At 67.2% G+C, this 18,950-nt stretch carries 19 protein-coding genes; 10 read left to right on the top strand and 9 right to left on the bottom strand.

Features of this window, described 5'->3' with window-relative positions:
* Positions 1-2: 2 nt before the first annotated feature.
* Complete coding sequence (kdsA, locus tag ACAM51_RS05280; protein ID WP_369642926.1) at positions 3-860, bottom strand: 3-deoxy-8-phosphooctulonate synthase; 858 nt, start codon at positions 858-860, stop codon at positions 3-5.
* A 10-nt stretch (positions 861-870) separates the two neighbouring features.
* Positions 871-2,529, bottom strand: coding sequence for a CTP synthase (locus tag ACAM51_RS05275; protein ID WP_218295461.1), 1,659 nt, complete (start codon positions 2,527-2,529; stop codon positions 871-873).
* Positions 2,530-2,620: 91 nt separating this feature from the next.
* On the opposite strand from ACAM51_RS05275, the gene coaBC reads away from it, so the two are divergent.
* The 4 genes from coaBC (at position 2,621) to ACAM51_RS05255 (ending at position 5,476) form a co-directional block, all read left to right on the top strand.
* Complete coding sequence (gene coaBC / locus ACAM51_RS05270; RefSeq protein WP_369642925.1) at positions 2,621-3,844, top strand: bifunctional phosphopantothenoylcysteine decarboxylase/phosphopantothenate--cysteine ligase CoaBC; 1,224 nt, start codon at positions 2,621-2,623, stop codon at positions 3,842-3,844.
* Positions 3,845-3,866: 22 nt separating this feature from the next.
* On the top strand, positions 3,867-4,331 hold the full coding sequence (locus ACAM51_RS05265; RefSeq protein ID WP_369642924.1) for a hypothetical protein: 465 nt from the start codon (positions 3,867-3,869) through the stop codon (positions 4,329-4,331).
* Positions 4,331-4,777, top strand: coding sequence for a dUTP diphosphatase (gene dut, locus ACAM51_RS05260; protein WP_218295459.1), 447 nt, complete (start codon positions 4,331-4,333; stop codon positions 4,775-4,777). The genes ACAM51_RS05265 and dut overlap by 1 nt, the downstream gene beginning before the upstream one ends.
* 192 nt (positions 4,778-4,969) lie before the next feature.
* Positions 4,970-5,476 (top strand): glycine zipper 2TM domain-containing protein, encoded by a 507-nt coding sequence (locus tag ACAM51_RS05255; RefSeq protein WP_218340193.1) that lies wholly within the window; start codon positions 4,970-4,972, stop codon positions 5,474-5,476.
* A 72-nt stretch (positions 5,477-5,548) separates the two neighbouring features.
* On the opposite strand, the gene ACAM51_RS05250 is transcribed toward ACAM51_RS05255, so the two are convergent.
* On the bottom strand, positions 5,549-6,073 hold the full coding sequence (locus ACAM51_RS05250) for a peptidylprolyl isomerase (protein WP_218295457.1): 525 nt from the start codon (positions 6,071-6,073) through the stop codon (positions 5,549-5,551).
* A 53-nt stretch (positions 6,074-6,126) separates the two neighbouring features.
* Between ACAM51_RS05250 and ACAM51_RS05245 the strand changes: the two genes are divergently transcribed.
* The 3 genes from ACAM51_RS05245 to ACAM51_RS05235 all read left to right on the top strand — a co-directional run bounded on the left by ACAM51_RS05245 (position 6,127) and on the right by ACAM51_RS05235 (position 8,275).
* Positions 6,127-7,257, top strand: coding sequence for a cupin domain-containing protein (locus ACAM51_RS05245; RefSeq protein WP_369642923.1), 1,131 nt, complete (start codon positions 6,127-6,129; stop codon positions 7,255-7,257).
* A gap of 31 nt (positions 7,258-7,288) precedes the next feature.
* Positions 7,289-7,810, top strand: a complete 522-nt coding sequence (locus ACAM51_RS05240) for a hypothetical protein (protein ID WP_218340195.1) — start codon at positions 7,289-7,291, stop codon at positions 7,808-7,810.
* Positions 7,811-8,011: 201 nt separating this feature from the next.
* A complete protein-coding gene (locus ACAM51_RS05235) occupies positions 8,012-8,275 on the top strand; it encodes a hypothetical protein (protein WP_218295454.1) in 264 nt (87 codons plus the stop codon).
* Positions 8,276-8,429: 154 nt separating this feature from the next.
* Here ACAM51_RS05235 and ACAM51_RS05230 read toward each other — a convergent pair whose 3' ends face one another.
* The 6 genes from ACAM51_RS05230 to ACAM51_RS05205 all read right to left on the bottom strand — a co-directional run bounded on the left by ACAM51_RS05230 (position 8,430) and on the right by ACAM51_RS05205 (position 13,443).
* On the bottom strand, positions 8,430-9,221 hold the full coding sequence (locus ACAM51_RS05230; protein WP_369642922.1) for an MBL fold metallo-hydrolase: 792 nt from the start codon (positions 9,219-9,221) through the stop codon (positions 8,430-8,432).
* A gap of 104 nt (positions 9,222-9,325) precedes the next feature.
* The gene (bamC, locus tag ACAM51_RS05225) at positions 9,326-10,420 is read right to left on the bottom strand and encodes an outer membrane protein assembly factor BamC (protein ID WP_369642921.1); all 1,095 of its coding nucleotides are present in this window, start codon (positions 10,418-10,420) and stop codon (positions 9,326-9,328) included.
* 45 nt (positions 10,421-10,465) lie between these two features.
* Positions 10,466-11,362 (bottom strand): 4-hydroxy-tetrahydrodipicolinate synthase, encoded by an 897-nt coding sequence (dapA, locus tag ACAM51_RS05220; protein ID WP_369642920.1) that lies wholly within the window; start codon positions 11,360-11,362, stop codon positions 10,466-10,468.
* A 30-nt stretch (positions 11,363-11,392) separates the two neighbouring features.
* Complete coding sequence (locus tag ACAM51_RS05215; RefSeq protein ID WP_369642919.1) at positions 11,393-11,947, bottom strand: class I SAM-dependent methyltransferase; 555 nt, start codon at positions 11,945-11,947, stop codon at positions 11,393-11,395.
* 80 nt (positions 11,948-12,027) lie between these two features.
* Positions 12,028-12,198 carry a hypothetical protein gene (locus ACAM51_RS05210; protein WP_369642918.1) on the bottom strand — a complete coding sequence of 57 codons (171 nt, stop codon included), beginning with the start codon at positions 12,196-12,198 and terminating at the stop codon, positions 12,028-12,030.
* 27 nt (positions 12,199-12,225) lie between these two features.
* The gene (locus ACAM51_RS05205; protein WP_218295449.1) at positions 12,226-13,443 is read right to left on the bottom strand and encodes an MFS transporter; all 1,218 of its coding nucleotides are present in this window, start codon (positions 13,441-13,443) and stop codon (positions 12,226-12,228) included.
* A 240-nt stretch (positions 13,444-13,683) separates the two neighbouring features.
* On the opposite strand from ACAM51_RS05205, the gene ACAM51_RS05200 reads away from it, so the two are divergent.
* The 3 genes from ACAM51_RS05200 (at position 13,684) to parC (ending at position 18,899) form a co-directional block, all read left to right on the top strand.
* Positions 13,684-15,669, top strand: a complete 1,986-nt coding sequence (locus tag ACAM51_RS05200) for a DNA topoisomerase IV subunit B (RefSeq protein ID WP_369642917.1) — start codon at positions 13,684-13,686, stop codon at positions 15,667-15,669.
* A gap of 90 nt (positions 15,670-15,759) precedes the next feature.
* Positions 15,760-16,545 (top strand): lytic transglycosylase domain-containing protein, encoded by a 786-nt coding sequence (locus ACAM51_RS05195; protein ID WP_369642916.1) that lies wholly within the window; start codon positions 15,760-15,762, stop codon positions 16,543-16,545.
* A complete protein-coding gene (gene parC / locus ACAM51_RS05190; RefSeq protein ID WP_369642915.1) occupies positions 16,542-18,899 on the top strand; it encodes a DNA topoisomerase IV subunit A in 2,358 nt (785 codons plus the stop codon). The genes ACAM51_RS05195 and parC overlap by 4 nt, the downstream gene beginning before the upstream one ends.
* Positions 18,900-18,950: the final 51 nt, after the last annotated feature.

Genomic DNA, 18,950 nt, shown 5'->3' with positions numbered 1-18,950 from the left:
TCTCAGGCTCCAAAGTTGTTTTCGAGGAATCCATTTTTCTTGGTGATGTCGTCCAGCGCCACCAAGGTCTCCAGCAGCGCCTTCATGTGCTTCAAAGGCACAGCATTGGGGCCGTCCGACCAGGCCTCGGCGGGCCGGGGGTGGGTTTCCATGAAAAGGCCCGCCACGCCCACGGCCACGCCCGCGCGGGCCAGCACCGGCACCATGTCGCGCGCGCCGCCGCTCACGGCGCCCAGGCCGCCGGGCTTCTGTACCGAGTGGGTCACGTCGAACACCACCGGCGCGCCGGAGTTGCGCATCTCGGCCAGGCTGGTCATGTCGGCCACGAGGTTGTTGTAGCCAAAGCTCACGCCGCGCTCGCAGGCCAGGAAGCGGTCTTCCGAGAGGCCGGCTTCCTGCGCGGCCGTGCGGGCCTTGTCGATGACGTTCTTCATGTCCCAGGGCGCGAGGAACTGGCCCTTCTTGATGTTCACCGGCTTGCCGGACTGCGCCACCGCGCGGATGAAGTCGGTCTGGCGGCAGAGAAAGGCCGGGGTTTGCAGCACGTCCACCACGCTGGCCACCTCGGCCACGTGCGAGGTGTCGTGCACATCGGTCAGGATGGGCAGCTGCAACTGGCGGCGCACTTCATCGAGGATCTTCAGGCCCGCTTCCAGCCCCACACCGCGCTTGCTGGTGCCGGAGGAGCGGTTGGCCTTGTCGAACGAGCCCTTGTAGATCAAAGGGATGCCCAGCGCCGTGCAGACCTCCTTGAGCTGGCCCGCGACGTCCAGTGACATCTGCTGGCCTTCGATGGAGCAGGTGCCCGCGATCAGGAAAAAGCGCTGGTCCAGGCCGACATTGAATCCGCACAGCTGCATAGGTCTCCAATCAGGCTTTAGTAGCCGCTTGCTGGTGTTCGACGGCCGCCTTGATGAAGGCGTTGAACAGCGGGTGGCCGTTCCACGGCGTCGACTTGAACTCGGGGTGGAACTGCACGCCGATGAACCAGGGGTGCACGTTGTTCGGCAGCTCCACGATCTCGGTGAGCTGTTCGCGCTGGGTCAGCGCGGAGATCACGAGGCCCGCCTTGCGCAACTGGTCCAGGTAGTTCACGTTGGCTTCGTAGCGGTGGCGGTGGCGCTCGGTCACCACGTCGCCATAGATGCTGTGGGCCAGTGTGTTGGCTGACACGTCGGAGCTTTGTGCGCCCAGGCGCATGGTGCCGCCCAGGTCGGAGTTCTCGTCGCGCTTCTTGATGGTGCCGTCGGCGTCCTTCCACTCGGTGATCAGGGCAATCACGGGGTGGGGGGTGGTGGCGTCGAACTCGGTGCTGTTGGCGTTGGCCAGGCCCGCCACGTGGCGCGCGTACTCGATGGTCGCGACCTGCATGCCCAGGCAGATGCCCAGATAGGGCACCTTGTGCTCGCGGGCGAACTGGGCGGTGGCGATCTTGCCTTCCACGCCCCGCACGCCGAACCCGCCGGGCACCAGGATGGCGTCGTACTTGGCGAGCTTGGCGGCGGCATCGGCGCCATCGATGGTCTCCGAGTCGACGTGGTCGATCTTCACGCGCACATGGTTGCGCATGCCGGCGTGGCGCAGGGCCTCATTGACGGACTTGTAGCTGTCCGACAGGTCCACGTACTTGCCCACCATCGCGATGGTGACTTCGCCTTGCGGGTGCTCGGTTTCGTGCACCAGATCGTCCCAGCGCTTGAGGCTGGTGGGCGGGGTGTTCAGGCGCAGCTTGTCGCAGATCAGGCCGTCCAGGCCCTGCTCGTGCAGCATGCGCGGCACCTTGTAGATGGTGTCCACGTCCCACATGCTGATCACGCCCCACTCGGGCACGTTGGTGAACAGCGAGATCTTGGCGCGCTCTTCCTCGGGAATGCGCCGGTCGGCGCGGCACAAGAGGGCATCGGCCTGGATGCCGATCTCGCGCAGCTTCTGCACGGTGTGCTGGGTGGGCTTGGTCTTGAGCTCGCCGGCCGCTGCGATCCAGGGCAGGTAGGTCAGGTGCACGAACGCCGCGTTGTTGGGGCCCATGCGCAGGCTCATCTGGCGCACGGCTTCCAGAAACGGCAGCGATTCGATGTCGCCCACCGTGCCGCCGATCTCGACGATGGCCACGTCCACGGCATCGGGCGTGCCGATGCCGGCGCCGCGCTTGATGAATTCCTGGATCTCGTTGGTGACGTGCGGGATGACCTGCACGGTCTTGCCCAGGTAGTCGCCGCGGCGTTCCTTCTCCAGCACGGACTGGTAAATCTTGCCCGTGGTGAAGTTGTTGGTTTTCTTCATGCGCGTTTCGATGAAACGCTCATAGTGGCCCAGATCCAGGTCGGTTTCTGCGCCGTCGTCGGTCACGAAAACCTCGCCGTGCTGGAACGGCGACATGGTGCCCGGATCTACGTTGATGTAGGGGTCAAGCTTGATGAGGGTGACTTTGAGTCCCCGCGATTCGAGGATCGCGGCAAGGGAGGCTGAGGCGATTCCCTTACCGAGGGAAGACACCACACCGCCGGTGACGAAGACAAATTTGGTCATGTCTTTTTTGGTGGTGGGAAATTGGGATTATAGATGGCGCCCCGGCGACACCCCTGCCGGCAGGGACACCCCCGTCTGCTAAATTCGCCGCATGAATGAGCTTGCTGGCAAACACATTGTTCTGGGTCTGAGCGGGGGCGTGGCTTGCTACAAGGCAGCCGATCTGTGCCGCCAGCTCATCAAGGAGGGCGCCACCGTGCAGGTGGTGATGACCGAGGCGGCCGCGCAATTCATCACGCCGGTGACCATGCAGGCCCTGTCGGGGCGGCCCGTCTACGGCTCGCAGTGGGATGCGCGCGAGCCCAACAACATGCCGCACATCAACCTCAGCCGCGAGGCCGATGCGATCCTGATCACGCCCTGCAGCGCCGATTTCATCGCGCGGCTGGTGCAGGGCCGGGCCGACGAGTTGCTGAGCCTGCTGTGCCTGGCACGCCCCATCGACCGCGTGCCGCTGCTGCTGGCCCCAGCCATGAACCGCGAGATGTGGGCCCACCCCGCCACAGCGCGCAACCTGGCCCAGGTGGCCAGGGACGGCGCCCGCGTGCTGGGCGTGGGCAATGGCGACCAGGCCTGCGGAGAAACCGGCGACGGCCGCATGCTGGAGCCTTCAGAGCTGCTCGAGGAGCTGGTTGCTTTCTTCGCGCCCAAGGTGCTGGCGGGGCGCAAGGTGCTGGTCACCGCCGGACCGACCTTCGAAGCCATCGATCCGGTGCGCGGCATCACCAACCTCTCCAGCGGCAAGATGGGTTTTGCCATCGCCCGCGCGGCGCGCGAAGCGGGGGGCGATGTCACGCTCGTGGCCGGTCCCGTGCATCTGCCCACGCCGCGCGGGGTGCAGCGCCTGAATGTCCAGTCTGCACAGGAAATGCTGGCAGCGGTTGAGGGGCAAGCGCATGACGCTTCTATTTTTATAGCAACGGCGGCAGTGGCAGACTGGCGGCCTGCTGCGCCGTCCACACAGAAGATCAAGAAAGACGGCTCCGGCCAGACCCCCACGCTGGGCTTTGTGGAGAACCCCGACATCCTGGCGGGCGTGGCGCGGTCGCCGCGTGCGCAGGCGGGCCAGCTGTACTGCGTGGGATTTGCCGCCGAGAGCCACGATCTCCTGGCCCATGCCACGGCCAAGCGTGCGCGCAAGGGGGTGCCGCTGCTGGTGGGCAATATCGGGCCCGCCACCTTCGGACAGGACGACAATGCCCTGCTGCTCGTGGATGCCGATGGGCACCGCGAGCTGCCCCGCGCGTCCAAGCGGGTGCTGGCGCGGCAGCTCATCGAGGACATCGCGGCGCGGTTGCCGCCATCGGATTCGTGACGTTCGTTTCCCCGGAGGTTGTATGAAAACTGGCTCCACCAAGCCTGAATGGGACACGCCGCCCGACGGCGACTTTGCGCGCTATGTGGAGCGGCTGACGGCGCCGGCCCCGTCCAGGAAAGCCCAGGTCCTCTCTCCGGGGGCCACCGGCCCTGCGCCACCGGTGTCCCCGGGCGGCTCCCGGTCGACCCCCCGCGCCGGTCCGCCCGATCTCGCGCAGGCGCTCGGGCCCCTGATGGGCGTGCTGCGAACCGTGCGCGTGGTGCTGTTGCTGCTCATCGCCGCGCAGGGGATCGCGCTGTTCCTGTTCAGCCAGGGGTCCTTGGCCGGCCTGGTCGCCATGGCGGCCATCTGGTGGGCGCTGGGCTGGCTGATGGACGCGGCGCCCAGGGCCATTTCATCCCCAGGCGCCGCGCCAGGCGTGCAACCATTGCAAGAGCGACTGCGGCAAGTGGCCCAGCAGCGCAAGACAGGAAAGAAGAAGTAGTGAAGATCGATGTCAAGATTCTGGACCCGCGCATGGCGGATCAACTCCCCTCCTATGCCACGCCCGGCAGCGCGGGCCTGGACCTGCGGGCCTGCCTGGACGCGCCGCTGACCCTGCAGCCGAACGCATGGCAGCTGGTACCCACGGGCATCTCCGTGTACATCAAGGACCCGGGATATGCCGCGCTCATCCTGCCGCGCTCGGGCCTCGGCCACAAGCACGGCATCGTGCTGGGCAACCTTGTCGGATTGATCGACAGCGACTACCAGGGCCAGCTCATGGTGAGCGCCTGGAACCGCAGCGGCACGGCATTCACGCTGGAGCCGATGGAGCGGCTGGCGCAACTGGTGATCGTGCCGGTGGTGCAGGCGCAGTTCAACGTGGTGGCCGAGTTCGCGGCGACCCAGCGGGGAGAGGGCGGCTACGGGTCCACCGGCAAGGCCTGAAGGGGCGGGTCCCTCTGGCCTGGGAGCTGGCGCCTGTCAGACACGGCTTACTTTTCGAAGGGTCTGTTACGGACAGGGCCTCAGCCCCTTGTCCACGCGACAAGACCCTTGCGCGTTGTTCCAATCAAGGCATGCGCACCCGGACCGGATTGTCGGACCATGCGCCAGCCCCTGACTTTAGGAGATTGAAAAATGCTGCAATTTAAGCGTTCGTTTGCCATTGTGGGCGCCGTTGTCCTCGTGGGATCCCTGGCGGCCTGCGGCCACAACCGGTCGGCCCCCCAGCCCCAGTATTCGGGAGGCTATTCGGGCGGATACCAGTCTGCGCCCGCCTACCCGAACAACCCGGCGGGCACCGAGTATGGCCGTGTGTCGAACATCGAAGTGCTGCAGGGCCGCTCGCAAGGGCAGACCTCGGGCGCAGGCGCCGTGCTGGGCGCGGTCGTGGGCGGGGTCCTGGGCAACCAGATCGGCAAGGGTTCCGGCCGCGCGGCGGCCACTGGCGTGGGCATCCTGGGCGGTGCCGTGGCAGGCAATGCCATCGAAGGCCGCAACAACAGCCAGGAATATGCCCAGGGCTATCGGCTCTCTGTCCAGCTGGACCAGGGCGGCTATCGTGCCTACGACGTGAGCAGTCCGGGCGATCTGCGCATCGGCGACCGCGTGCGCCTCTACAACGGCCAGATTTCGCGCCTGTAAACCGAACCCCGCAGCCGCCACCGCGGGAATCCTGAGCTGTTCAGGATTCCCGGGCCTGGCTCACCCGCTCAATCAATGCAGCAGGGAGCCGCCGGGCGCCTGCGGCTGTACCCGAAAGAAGCCGGTGCCCGCGGTGCCCCGGCCAATCTCATCTTCCGTGGCTTCGCGCACGGCCTGCACCGTCAGCTGCAGCCGCAGGGCGATGCCCGCGAGCGGGTGGTTGCCGTCCAGAACCACGTGCTCTGGATAGATCTCCGTCACGGTGTACAGCCCGCTGCGCGGTGCATCGGGGTTGCAGCCCTCCGGCAGGGCCATTCCGTCAAACGTCATCCCTTCTTCCAGCTCCGCCGGAAACAGGGACCGGGGTTCCAGAAAAAGCAGTTGATCGTTGAAGTCGCCAAAAGCGTCCTCGGGTTCCAGGTGCAGAGCCAGCGTGGCCCCCGGGCCGTGGCCTTGCAGGGCTTCCTCGATGCGCGGCAGCAGGTCGTCGCCCCCTACCAGGAACTCCACGGGGTCATCGAGAACATCCAGTTCTTCGCCAAGGGTGTCTTTGAGCGTCCAGGTCAGTGCGACCACGCATTGTTGGGTAATTTCCATAGGAGAATTGTCGCAGTTTGACCAATGCCTCCGCAAAGGGGCGCCACTCTCCCATGGATATCCAGCAACCCCTTTCCCTGCTCGGCGGCATGACCCCCGCGCAATTCATGCGCCGCCACTGGCAGAAGAAGCCTTTGCTGGTGCGGCAGGCCATCGCGCAGTTTTCGCCGCCTGTACTGCGTGCCGAGCTTTTTGCGCTGGCTTCCCAGGAGGGGGTGGAGTCCCGCCTGGTGCAGTTGGCCAAGGGCGCCTGGAAGCTGCGCCACGGACCGTTCAACCGCCGCGCCCTGCCGGCGCTGCAGCAGCCCGACTGGACCCTGCTCGTGCAAGGTGTGGACCTGCACAACGACGCGGTGCACGCGCTGATGCAGCAGTTCCGTTTTGTGCCCGAGGCGCGCCTGGACGATCTCATGATCAGCTATGCCGCCGACGGCGGGGGCGTGGGTCCGCATTTCGACAGTTATGACGTCTTTCTGCTGCAGGCCCACGGAAAGCGGCGCTGGCGCATTGGCCGCCAGAAGGACTTGTCGCTGCGCGATGACATTCCGCTGAAGGTGCTGGCCCACTTCGAGCCGGAAGAGGAGTTCGTTCTCGAGCCTGGCGACATGCTCTACCTGCCGCCCCGCTATGCGCACGACGGCATCGCCGAAGGCGAATGCATGACTTATTCGATAGGCTTTCGGGCGCCGGCCCGTGCCGAGCTCGCGCAGGAGCTGCTGGTGCGTCTGGCGGAGGATGCAGGCGATGAAGAGGGCAGTCCCTTGCTGTACCGCGATGCGCAGCAGGCGGCGGTTGCCCAGCCCGCCGCCATTCCAGCGGGGCTGCACGATTTCGCGCGGACCGCTCTGGCCCGCGCCTTGGCGCAACCCCTGGTGCTGGAGCGTGCGCTCGGGGAATATCTGACCGAGCCCAAGCCCAGCGTGTGGTTCGAGCCCGGGGACGCGGGCGTGATGCTGGAAGGCGTGCGCCTGGATCGCCGCAGCCGCATGATGTATGACGCCCACCACGTGTTCATCAACGGCGAAAGCTACCGTGCCGCGGGCCGCGACGCGACGCTGATGCGCCGCCTGGCGGACGAACGCCAACTGACTGCCCGCGAACTCGCGCGCGCGAGCGACGATGCGCTCGAGCTGCTGTCGTCCTGGTGCGATGCCGGCTGGGCGCATGCATGGGCTGAAGGCTGAAAAGACTGGTGTATCCCAAGGAGACGCTCCCATGACCGAGGCTTCCTCCACCCCCGCGGATCCGCTGCGTGAACTGCCGTCCGGGCGGTTCAGCGGCCGTGAGGCGTTTCAGCAACTGGTGCGCGACGCGATGGCCACGGCCGCACGCGACGGGTGGCCGGAAATCGTGATCAGCGACGCGAACTTCCACGACTGGCCGCTGGGTGAGCGCAGCGTGGCAGAAGCCCTTCAGCACTGGGCGCACGGGAGCCGGCGCTTGACGATGCTGGCGTGCAGCTATGACGATGTGGTTCGCCGCCACGCCCGTTTTGTGCGCTGGCGTGGTACCTGGGACCACATCATCACGTGCCGCCGCAGCCCCGCGGCGGACCCGCTCGATATCCCCAGCGCGTTGTGGTCCCCGCAGTGGGTGCTGCAGCGCCTGGACCCCGAGCGGTGCGTGGGCGTCACGGGCAGCGAACCCGATCGGCGGGTGCTGCTGCGCGAGAATCTCAACGAGTGGGTGCGTGGCAAGAGTTCGCCCGGTTTTCCCGCCTCGACCCTGGGTCTGTAGATGAAATACCTGCTTTGCGCCGTGTCAATGGGGTGTAAAGCTTTCGTCAGTGTTAGTCAGTATTGACTAAATACCAATATAATTAGCGGCTGCGCCGAAAAGGTGCAAGCCAAAGCGCATTGTGCCGACGCGTTCCGAGGCTTCCAGGAGCCCGACGCCGCGGCTTTTCAAGATTCTGTCTGTCCAACTAGGAAAATCGAAATGAAGAACTCTCTCGTTCTGGCCGCCCTGATCGCTGCTGCAGCACTCGCCGCTTGTGGCAAGAAGGAAGAACCCGCTCCAGCACCAGCACCTGCTGCCGTGGAAGCACCAGCTCCTGCACCCGCACCTGCTCCTGCCGCCTCCGATGCAGCTCCTGCTGCTTCCGACGCCGCTTCGGCTGCCGCTGCACCTGCTGCTGACGCTGCCAAGGCTGCTGCCGACGCTGCTGCCACCGCTGCCGCTGGCGCTTCCGCAGCCAAGTAATTTGCTGCAGGCCCTGGCTGGTTGCAAGACCAGCCACTGCCCGAAGGCCCCGCACCGCAAGGTCGGGGCTTTTTCTTTTCCGGGCGCGGAACGTGTTTTTGTGGTGCGCCGTCCGTGGGGGGGGCGGGCGGGGTGGCCGGTGGGCGCGCTCGTGTCAGTTCGGCGCCTGCGCCACCGGCAGCCATGCCGTGCCCGCCGTGGGGCAGGCCACGGCGATGGCCTCCACGGGCCAGTCCATGGCAGGGGCCAGCGCCTCACGTGCGATGGAGGGCGCATTGTTCTTGGCGCTCAGGTGGGCCGCCACCACCGTCCGCAGGCCCGGATGGCGGACGGCGCGAAGGATGTCCGCCGTGACCCGGTTGGCCAGGTGGCCGAAGGGGCCGCCTACGCGGCGCTTCAGAAAGAGGGGGTAGCGGGATGCCGCCAGCAGCGCGGGGTCGTGGTTGGCTTCGATCATCAGCGCGTGGCAGCCCTCGAGCTGCCGCAGCACATGCTCGCTGGCATGGCCCAGGTCGGTCAGCACCCCCAGGTGGGCGGCGCCGTCGGAGCAGCGCAGCTGCAGCGGCTCGCGGGCGTCATGCGGCACGGTGAAGGGCCGGGCCTCGAACGTGCCCAGGTCGATCGGTGCCATGTCGTGCGCGACGCGCAGCATGCCGCCAAAGTCCGGCTGGCCCAGGGCGGCGTAGGTGCCCTGGCTCATCCAGACGGGAATGCCGTAGCGCAGGGCCACGGCCTGCGCGCAGCCGATGTGGTCGGAATGTTCGTGGGTGATGAAAACCGCGGCCAGGTCCTCGATCTGCAGCTGCGCCTGCGCCAGCCGGCCCTGCAGTTGCCGGATGCCGAAGCCGCAGTCGATCAGGAGGCGGCGCACCTGCGTGTCGCAGCGGCCTTCCACCACGGTGGCATTGCCGGTGCTGCCGCTCCCCAGGTTCTTGAAACGCAGCATGGAGGGCGAGGATATTGCGCCGTGCCGCGGGGCGGACCGGGGCCGGTCCTCGCGGACTCCGCACAGCACGCAGGCAGACGCGTGCCGCGCGGCGATGCGGCGGGTTACTTGAGGTCGTCCGCGATCACGCGCACGATGCGCTCGGCGTTGGCCGAGGACTCGGGGGCGCCTGCTTCGTTGAGTACCGACACGGTGGTGGATTCGCCCTGGCTGCGCACGACGATGCGGTACTTGAGCGGGGGCGTGGCCGACGAAGAGCCGCTGAACAGCTTGCCGAAGAACCCTGGTTCCTTCTTGTCGGCGTTGGGCGCCACATAGCGGACGAAGTAGGTGCCTTCATTGCGGTTGCGGTCTTCGACCGTGAAGCCGGTGCGGTCCAGCGCCAGGCCCACGCGGCGCCATGCGCGGTCAAAGCCTTCGTCCAGCTGGACCACGGGCTTGTTGTCCACAGTGGCCATGCGGGCGGATTGCGTGCGCAGGGCGGGGGCTGCCACCACGGCCTTGGACTGTTCCTGGCTCACGCCCAGCTTGACCATCAGGCGGCGCAGGAATTCGGTTTCAAGCTCCGGGTCCGACGGGCGGGGCTGCCAGACGGTGTTGTCCTTGGTCTGCGTGCCATACACCTCGATCATGCCCCGGTGGGTGATGTAGATCTCGGTGCCGCCATTGGCATTGCGCTCCAGGCGGGTGCGGAATTTGTCGCGCTCGCCGGTGGAATACAGCGAATCCAGGAGCTTGCCGATGGTGGAGCGGATGAAGTCCTGTGGCAGCTTGGCGCGGTTCTCGGCCCAGTCGGTTTCCATGATGCCGACGTTGGGCTCGGCCTGGGCCAGGTTGAAGCCGCTTTCCTGCCAGAAGTCGCGCACGGGCTCCCAGAGCTTGTCCGCCGGGCGGTTGACCACCAGCCAGCGCTGGTTGCCATCGCGCTCGATGCGCACGTCGCCCAGTTGCATGGCGGCGGCGTTGGCGGTGCCCGAGGGCTGCGCGGCCTGGCCGGCCTGCATGGCGGCCGCCGAGACGGGGCCGCCGGGTACGGCATAGCGCGAATCGCGCGACAGCTGCGTCAGGTCGGGCGGAACCTCCAGGGTCGAGCCCTTGGCGGCGCTCTTGTAGTCGATCTTGTCGCCCTCCAGGGCGGCGCAGGCGGACAGGGCCATGGCAAGGGCCAGCAGGCTCAGGCGGGTGGTAGCAGCTTTCACGCGGAAATCCTTGGAGAGTGTCTCGGGGAGCGGGCGCAGCCCGGATTAGATCAGGCCGCTGGTGCGCAGCGCGGATTCGACCACAGCCTCGTTGCTGCTGGCCAGCGGTGTCATGGGCAGGCGCATGGTGCCACCACACAGGCCCATGCGGGCCACGGCCCACTTGACCGGGATGGGGTTGGCTTCGACAAACAGGTTCTTGTGCACGGGCATCAGCTGTAACTGGATCTGCATCGCGCGCTGCACATTGCCTGCCAGCGCTGCCACGCACAGCTCGTGCATGAGGCGCGGCGCCACGTTGGCCGTCACGCTGATGTTGCCGTGGCCGCCGCACAGCATGAGCGCCACGGCGGTCGGGTCGTCGCCCGAATACACGGCGAAGCCCTTGGGCACATCGCGGATGAGCCACTGCGCACGCTCGATGTTGCCGGTGGCTTCCTTGATGCCGATGATGCCGGGCACCTGGGCCAGGCGCAGCACGGTGTCGTGCTGCATATCGGCCACCGAGCGGCCGGGCACGTTGTACAGCACGATGGGCAGGTCGCCCGTGGCTTCGGCGATCGCCTTGAAATGCTGGAACTGGCCCTCTTGCGTGGGCTTGTTGTAGTAGGGCACGACCTGCAGCTGGCTGTCGGCCCCGACGCCGCGCGCGAACTTGGCCAGTTCGATGGCTTCGGCGGTGGAGTTGGCGCCGCAGCCCGCCATGATGGGCACGCGCTTGGCGGATTGCTCGACGGCCACGCGGATGATTTCGCAGTGTTCTTCGACATTGACGGTGGGCGATTCGCCCGTGGTGCCCACCACACCGATGCAGTCGGTGCCTTCGGCGATGTGCCAGTCGATCAGTTTGCGCAGGGCCGGGTAGTCCACGCTACCGTCCTCGTGCATGGGGGTGACGAGGGCGACGATGCTGCCGGTAAGGGGGACGGAGGAAGAGGTCATGTCCGCAGTGGTAAACGGTAAAAGGGCATTCTAACTAGGCGGCATGGCCAAAAGATTCCGCGAGGGGCCGCCAGCGTGCGGGAGTTCCCGCACGGCCGTGATGCGTTGCACGAAACGGTCGGGGTTTTGCAGGAAGCCGTCCTCGTAGGCCACGGTGCGCAGCCCGGCGCAGGCGCTCAGCAATTCCCCGGGCGCCAGCAGGAATTCCGGCCGCGCAGGGCGGCCCACGGTGCCGTTGCCGTGCGCAAAGGTTTCGTAGATCAGCACGCCACCCGGTGCGACGCTCTCCACCAGGGTGGGCAGCAGGGGCCGCCACAGGTAGTTGGTGACGACCACGGCGCCAAACCGGCGGCCCGCCAGCGGCCATGGGCCGTTCTCGATGTCGGCCAGGACGAGTTCCCCCAGCCCCTCGCAGGCGGCCAGGGCCTCGGCAGAGCGGTCCACCCCCACCACGGGGTGGCCCAGGCCATGCAGCCAGCGCAGGTGGCGCCCGGCGCCGCAGGCCACGTCGAGCACCGTGCTGCCCGGCGCGATCAGGTGGGACCAGCGGCGGACCCAGTCGGAAGCGGCTTCGTTACCGTGCATTTGCTATTGAAAATATAGCTATCAGCGCTTATTCATCAAGCGCTGGCGGCCAAAAAGACTTGAAAGTGGATGGCGCGGGCTCAGAAACACGCCCACATCTGGTCGGCCAGCATCACCATGAAGTCCGGCACCGTGTACATGCCAAACACCGCCAGGCACAGCACCATGGCAACTGTCCAGGCCAGCCAGCGCCAGGCCCGTGGCATGCCGTGGCCGGGCGAGGTCGAGGGGGCGCTGCTGGCGGTGGACATGGGGATGTTCGGATGCAAGGGCCGTGTTCAGGCGGGCTGGGCGGCGCCGCGCGGGATGGGGCTTTCCCGGACCGGCAGGTTCACCAGCCCGGCAAACACCCCCAGCGCGATGGCGATGTACCAGACGATATCGTAGCTGCCCGTGGCGTCATACAGATAGCCGCCCAGCCACACGCCCAGGAAGCTGCCGATCTGGTGGCTGAAGAACACGAAGCCGCCCAGCATCGACAGGTGCTGCACGCCAAAGATCTGCGCGATGGTGGCGTTGGTGGGCGGGATGGTGGACAGCCACAGCGTGCCCATCACGGCCGAGAACACATACACCGACAGCGGCGACAGCGGCACGAGCAGGAACACGGTGATCACCGCCGCGCGGGCAAAGTAGATGAAGGCCAGGATGAACCGCTTGGGCATGCGCTGGCCGAGGGTGCCGGCCACGTAGGTGCCCAGCACGTTGAACAGGCCGATCAGCGCCAGCGCGTAGCTGGCCACCTGGGGCGACAGGCCGTGGTCCTTCAGGTAGCTGGGCATGTGCACCCCGATGAACACCACCTGGAAGCCGCACACGAAATAACCGGCCATCAGCAGGTTGAAGCTCGGGTAGCGGAACGCCTCGCCCAGCGCCTGCACGATGGTCTGCTCGCGCTTGGGCGGCGCGGCGCCCTTGAAGCCCGGCTCCCGCAGGCCAAAGGCCAGCGGCACGATGAGCAGCACGGCCATCGACAAGGCCAGCAGCGCCTGCTGCCAACCCAGTCCGGCGATCAGCCAGCCCTCCACGGGCACCATGAGGAACTGGCCGAACGAACCTGCGGCCGCCGCCACGCCCATGGCCCAGGACCTGCGCTCCGGCGCGATCTGGCGGCCCAGCACACCGTAGATCACGGCGTAGGTGGTGCCCGCCTGCGCGGCGCCGATCAGTACGCCGGCCGTCAACGCAAACAGGGTGGTCGTGGGCGACAGCGCCATGCCCGCCAAACCCAGGCCATAGAGCACCGCGCCGCCGATGAGCACGCGGAACGCCCCGAACCGGTCTGCCGCCATGCCCGCAAAGATGCCGATCAGGCCCCAGGACAGGTTCTGGATGGCGATGGCCAGCGCGAACGACTGGCGGGTCCAGCCCATCTCCTGCGTGATGGGCAGGAGCCAGAGCCCGAACCCATGGCGGATGCCCATGGACAGGGTCACGATGGCCGCGCCGCACGCGAGCACCTGGAACATGGACAGTTTGGGAGGATTCATATGCATGCGCAGGAATGTAGCGAGATTGGGCGAAACGCGCTGATACACCGGGGACCAATACAGTTGGCAGCGGGGTTGCCGCCAGGCCTGCTGCGCGGCACCGTCCTTTGTGTTGCAACCCGCCCCCAGCCACCCTGTCTGCCGCCGCCGCCCACGGGCCTGGGGGGCCCGGAGCACGCTGCCAGTGTTGTCATGACTGTTTTTTCATCCAGCTATTGCGCTGCTGCCGCACTACAATCCGCCGCTATGTCTGCCAAACCGTCTTCCGTGTCCACCAGTAGTGACTATTCCGAAGGGTCCATCCGCGTGCTCAAGGGCCTGGAGCCCGTCAAGCAGCGCCCGGGCATGTACACCCGCACCGACAACCCCCTGCACATCATCCAGGAGGTGCTGGACAACGCCGCCGACGAGGCGCTGGCCGGCCATGGCAAGAAGATCAAGGTCACGCTGCACGCCGACGGCTCGGTGAGCATCGAGGACGACGGGCGCGGCATCCCCTTCGGCATGCACCCCGAGGAAAACGCGCCGGTGATCGAGCTGGTCTTCACCCGCCTGCACGCGGGCGGCAAGTTCGACAAGGGCAGGGGCGGTGCCTACAGCTTCTCGGGCGGCCTGCACGGCGTGGGCGTGAGCGTGACCAACGCGCTGGCCACCCGCCTGGAAGTGAGCAGCCACCGCGAAGGCAAGGTCGCCCGGCTGGTGTTTTCGGCCGGCGACGTGGTCGAGCCCCTGGTGACCCGCGCGCTGGAAGCCGGCGAGCGCAAGCAGGGCACGACCGTGCGCGCCTGGCCTGATGCCAAGTATTTCGAGTCGAGCGCGCTGCCCATGGGCGAGCTCACCCACCTCTTGCGCAGCAAGGCGGTGCTGATGCCCGGCGTGTCGGTGACCCTGGTCAACGAGAAGACGCGGGACACCCAGACCTGGCAGTACAAGGGCGGCCTGCGCGACTACCTGATGCAGACGCTCAGCGGCGACCCGGTGATCCCGCTCTTCGAGGGCGAGGGCTTTGCCGACCGCAACAACGAGAGTTTTGCCGAGGGCGAGGGCGCCTCCTGGTGCGTGGCCTTCACCGAAGACGGCCAGCCCATGCGCGAGAGCTACGTCAACCTGATTCCCACCAGCGCCGGCGGCACGCACGAAAGCGGCCTGCGCGACGGCCTGTTCAACGCCGTCAAGAGCTTCATCGAGCTGCACAGCCTGCTGCCCAAGGGCGTCAAGCTGCTGCCCGAAGACGTGTTCGCCCGTGCCAGCTACGTGCTCTCGGCCAAGGTGCTCGATCCTCAGTTCCAGGGCCAGATCAAGGAGCGGCTGAACTCGCGCGACGCGGTGCGCCTGGTCAGCGGCTTCGTGCGCCCGGCGCTGGAGCTCTGGCTTAACCAGCACGTGGACTACGGCAAGAAGCTGGCAGAACTCGCCATCAAGGCCGCGCAGACGCGCCAGAAGGCCGGCCAGAAGGTCGAAAAGCGCAAGGGCTCGGGCGTGGCCGTGCTGCCCGGCAAGCTCACCGACTGCGAAAGCCGCGACATCGCCCACAACGAAGTCTTCCTGGTCGAGGGCGACTCCGCCGGCGGCAGCGCCAAGATGGGCCGCGACAAGGAAAGCCAGGCCATCCTGCCGCTGCGCGGCAAGGTGCTCAACACCTGGGAGGTGGAGCGCGACCGCCTGTTCGCCAACAACGAGATCCACGACATCTCGGTGGCCATCGGCGTGGACCCGCATGGCCCGAACGACACGCCCGACCTCTCGGGCCTGCGCTATGGCAAGGTCTGCATCCTGTCGGACGCCGATGTGGACGGCTCGCACATCCAGGTGCTGCTGCTCACGCTGTTCTTCCGCCACTTCCCCAAGCTCATCGAGACCGGCCACATCTACGTGGCGCGCCCCCCGCTGTTCCGCGTGGACGTGCCGGCCCGCGGCAAGAAGCCCGCCGCCAAGATGTATGCGCTGGACGACGGCGAGCTCACCGCCATCCTCGACAAGTGCGCCAAGGACGGCGTGGCCCGCGAGAAGTGCCAGATCAGCCGCTTCAAGGGCCTGGGCGAGATGAACGCCGAGCAGCTGTGGGAAACCACGCTCAATCCCGACACCCGCCGCCTGCTGCCGGTGCAGCTGGGCGACATGGACTTCGCCGCCACCGAAGGCCTGATCACCAAGCTCATGGGCAAGGGCGAGGCGGCCTCGCGGCGCGAGCTGATGGAACTGCACGGCGATGCGGTCGAGATCGACATCTGACCGGACCCGCCACCCACGGTGTCTGTGATGAAGAATCCACACAAAAACAGGCTCTTGCGCTTGTATTTATTGGGCTTTCTGCTATGTTTTATGCAGCAATCGGCCCAGGCGGACCTGTGGGCGCACGTGGACGAGCGGGGCGTGACGCATTTCGCCGCCGAGCAGGTGGACACGCGCTACCAGCTGTTTTTTCGTGGCAGTGATTTCGACTCGACCCGCGACGCCCCGGCCAACGCACCGCCCATGCCCTACGCGCTGCCTGCGGCCGGTGCGCGCTTGCTGGCCTTTTTTGACATCGCGCCCGACTACAAGCGCGTCAAGCACCACCTGCGCGCCGCCGCCAGCAAGCACGGCGTGGACTACGAATTGCTGCAGGCCGTGATCGCCACGGAATCCGGCTTCGACGCCACGGCCGTGTCGCCCAGGGGCGCCGTCGGGCTCATGCAGGTGATGCCCGCCACGGCCAGCCGTTTTGGCGTGAGCGCGGATGCCAGGCGCTCGGTGGAGCAGAAGCTGGCCGACCCGGCCGTGAACGTGCCCACCGGCACGCGCTACCTGCGCCACCTGCTGGACCTGTTCCCCGGCCGCATGGACCTGGCCGTGGCCGCCTACAACGCCGGTGAAGGCGCGGTGCAAAAGGCGGGCAACCAGATTCCGGCCTTCAAGGAAACGCAGAACTATGTGCGCACCGTGCTGGGCCTGTACGCCCAGCTCAAGCCGCCAGCCCCGGTGCTGGCGCAGCGCGCCGTGCCCGGCCGCGTGCGCATGGAGCTTTCGGGGGGCGCGCAGAACCGGGGCAACCTGCCGCCCACCCGCGTGGCGCAGACGCAAAGCGCCCCCCAGAACGTGAACCCAGAAACTGTACCCAACGAATGAGCGACCAACCCACTCTCGATTTCACCACCGCCGGCGATGACGGAGGCGACTCCCTGGGCCTGGCGGGCTATGCCCAGCGCGCCTATCTGGAATACGCGCTGTCGGTCGTCAAGGGCCGTGCGCTGCCCGACGTGTGCGACGGCCTCAAGCCCGTGCAGCGGCGCATTCTGTATTCGATGGACCGCATGGGCCTGGGCTACAGCGGCCCCACGCGCAACACGGCGGCCAAGCCGGTCAAGAGCGCCCGCGTGGTGGGCGACGTGCTGGGCCGCTTCCATCCGCACGGCGACCAGTCGGCCTACGACGCCCTGGTGCGCATGGCGCAGGACTTCGCCCAGCGCTATCCGCTGATCGACGGCCAGGGCAACTTCGGCAGCCGCGACGGCGATGGCGCCGCGGCCATGCGCTACACCGAGGCGCGCCTGTCGCGCATCACCAGCCTGCTGCTCGACGAGATCGACGAGGGCACGGTCGATTTCATGCCCAACTACGACGGCAGCACGGAGGAGCCGCGCCAGCTGCCCGCGCGGTTGCCGTTCGCGCTGCTCAACGGCGCCAGCGGCATCGCCGTGGGCCTGGCCACCGAGATCCCGAGCCACAACCTGCGCGAGATCGCCGATGCCTGCATTGCGCTCATCAAGACACCTTCGCTCAGCGCCGAAGACCTGCTGGCCCTGGTGCCCGGGCCCGACTACCCGGGTGGCGGGCAGATCATCAGCGCTGCGTCCGACATCGCCGACGCCTACCGCTCCGGCCGCGGCAGCCTCAAGGTGCGCGCGCGCTGGAAGATCGAGGAACTCGCGCGCGGCCAGTGGCAGCTCGTCGTCAACGAGCTGCCCCCGGGCGTGAGCTCGCAGAAGGTGCTCGAGGAGATCGAGGAAATCACCAACCCCAAGGTCAAGGCCGGCAAGAAGGCGCTGAGCCAGGACCAGACCCAGCTCAAGGCCAGCATGCTGGCCGTGCTGGACGTGGTGCGCGACGAGTCGAGCAAGGACGCGCCGGTGCGCCTGGTGTTCGAGCCCAAGACCGGCAAGACGCCGCAGCAGGAGCTGGTCACCGCGCTCCTGGCCCACACCAGCCTGGAGACCTCGGCGCCGATCAACCTGACCATGGTGGGCCTGGACGGCCGGCCGGTGCAGAAGTCGCTGCGCCTGATGCTCGAGGAGTGGATCTCCTTCCGCCAGGGCACCATCACCCGCCGCTCGCAGCACCGCCTGGGCAAGGTGCTGGACCGCATCCACATCCTCGAGGGGCGGCAGATCGTGCTGCTCAACATCGACGAGGTGATCGCCATCATCCGTGCGGCCGAGGATCCCAAGGCCGCGCTGATCGCGCGCTTCAACCTCAGCGATCGCCAGGCCGAGGACATCCTTGAAATCCGCCTGCGCCAGCTCGCGCGGCTCGAAGCCATCAAGATCGAGCAGGAGCTCAAGGAACTGCGCGAAAGCCAGGGCAAGCTCGAGGACATCCTGAACAACCCGGGTTCGCTGCGCCGCCTGATGGTCAAGGAGATTGAGGCCGACGCCAAGACCTTCGCTGACGCGCGCCGCACGCTGATCCAGGCCGAGAAGAAGGCCGTGGCCGAGGTCAAGGTGGTGGACGAGCCCGTGACCGTGGTGGTCTCGCAAAAAGGCTGGGTGCGTGCGCGCACCGGCCATGGCCACGAGGCGGCGAGCTTCGCCTTCAAGGCCGGCGACGGCCTGTACCGCACCTTCGAGTGCCGCACGGTGGATACCCTGCTGGCCTTCGGCAGCAATGGCCGGGTGTACTCGGTGCCGGTGTCGGTGCTGCCCGGCGCGCGCGGCGACGGCCAGCCCGTGACCACGCTGATCGAGCTCGAGTCGGGCACGCAGCTCCTGCACTACTTCGCCGGGCCGGCCAGTGCCAGCCTGCTGCTGTCCAACTCGGGCGGCTATGGCTTCCTGGCCTCGGTGGAGAACATGGTCTCGCGCCAGAAGGGCGGCAAGGCCTTCCTCACGCTGGGCGAGGGCGAGACCGTGTGCCCCCCTTCACATGCGGCGGGCAGCACCGGTGGCCAGCCGCTCGCGCCGGCCACGCACGTGGCCTGCGCCTCGGCGGGCGGGCGCATCCTGACCTTCGAGATCACCGAGCTCAAGACCATGGCCAATGGCGGCCGTGGCCTGATGCTGATCGACCTGGAGGCCAAGGACACGCTGGCCGGTGCCGCGGCCTATACGCGCAGCATCCGCATCGAGGGCATCGGCCGGGGTGGCAAGGAGCGCGAGGAGACCCTGGAGATCCGCTCGCTCAACAACGCCCGGGCCGCGCGCGGGCGCAAGGGCAAGGCGGCCGACCTGGGCTTCAAGCCTGCGGCCGTGGCGCGCGTGGAGTAACAGCGTGTTCAATGCCTTCTGGGAGGTTGCATTGGAGTGCAATCGCCCGAT

This window comes from Acidovorax sp. A79 (assembly GCF_041154505.1).
Classification (GTDB): Bacteria; Pseudomonadota; Gammaproteobacteria; order Burkholderiales; family Burkholderiaceae_C; genus Acidovorax.
This window is presented reverse-complemented; position numbering and strand designations above follow the sequence as displayed.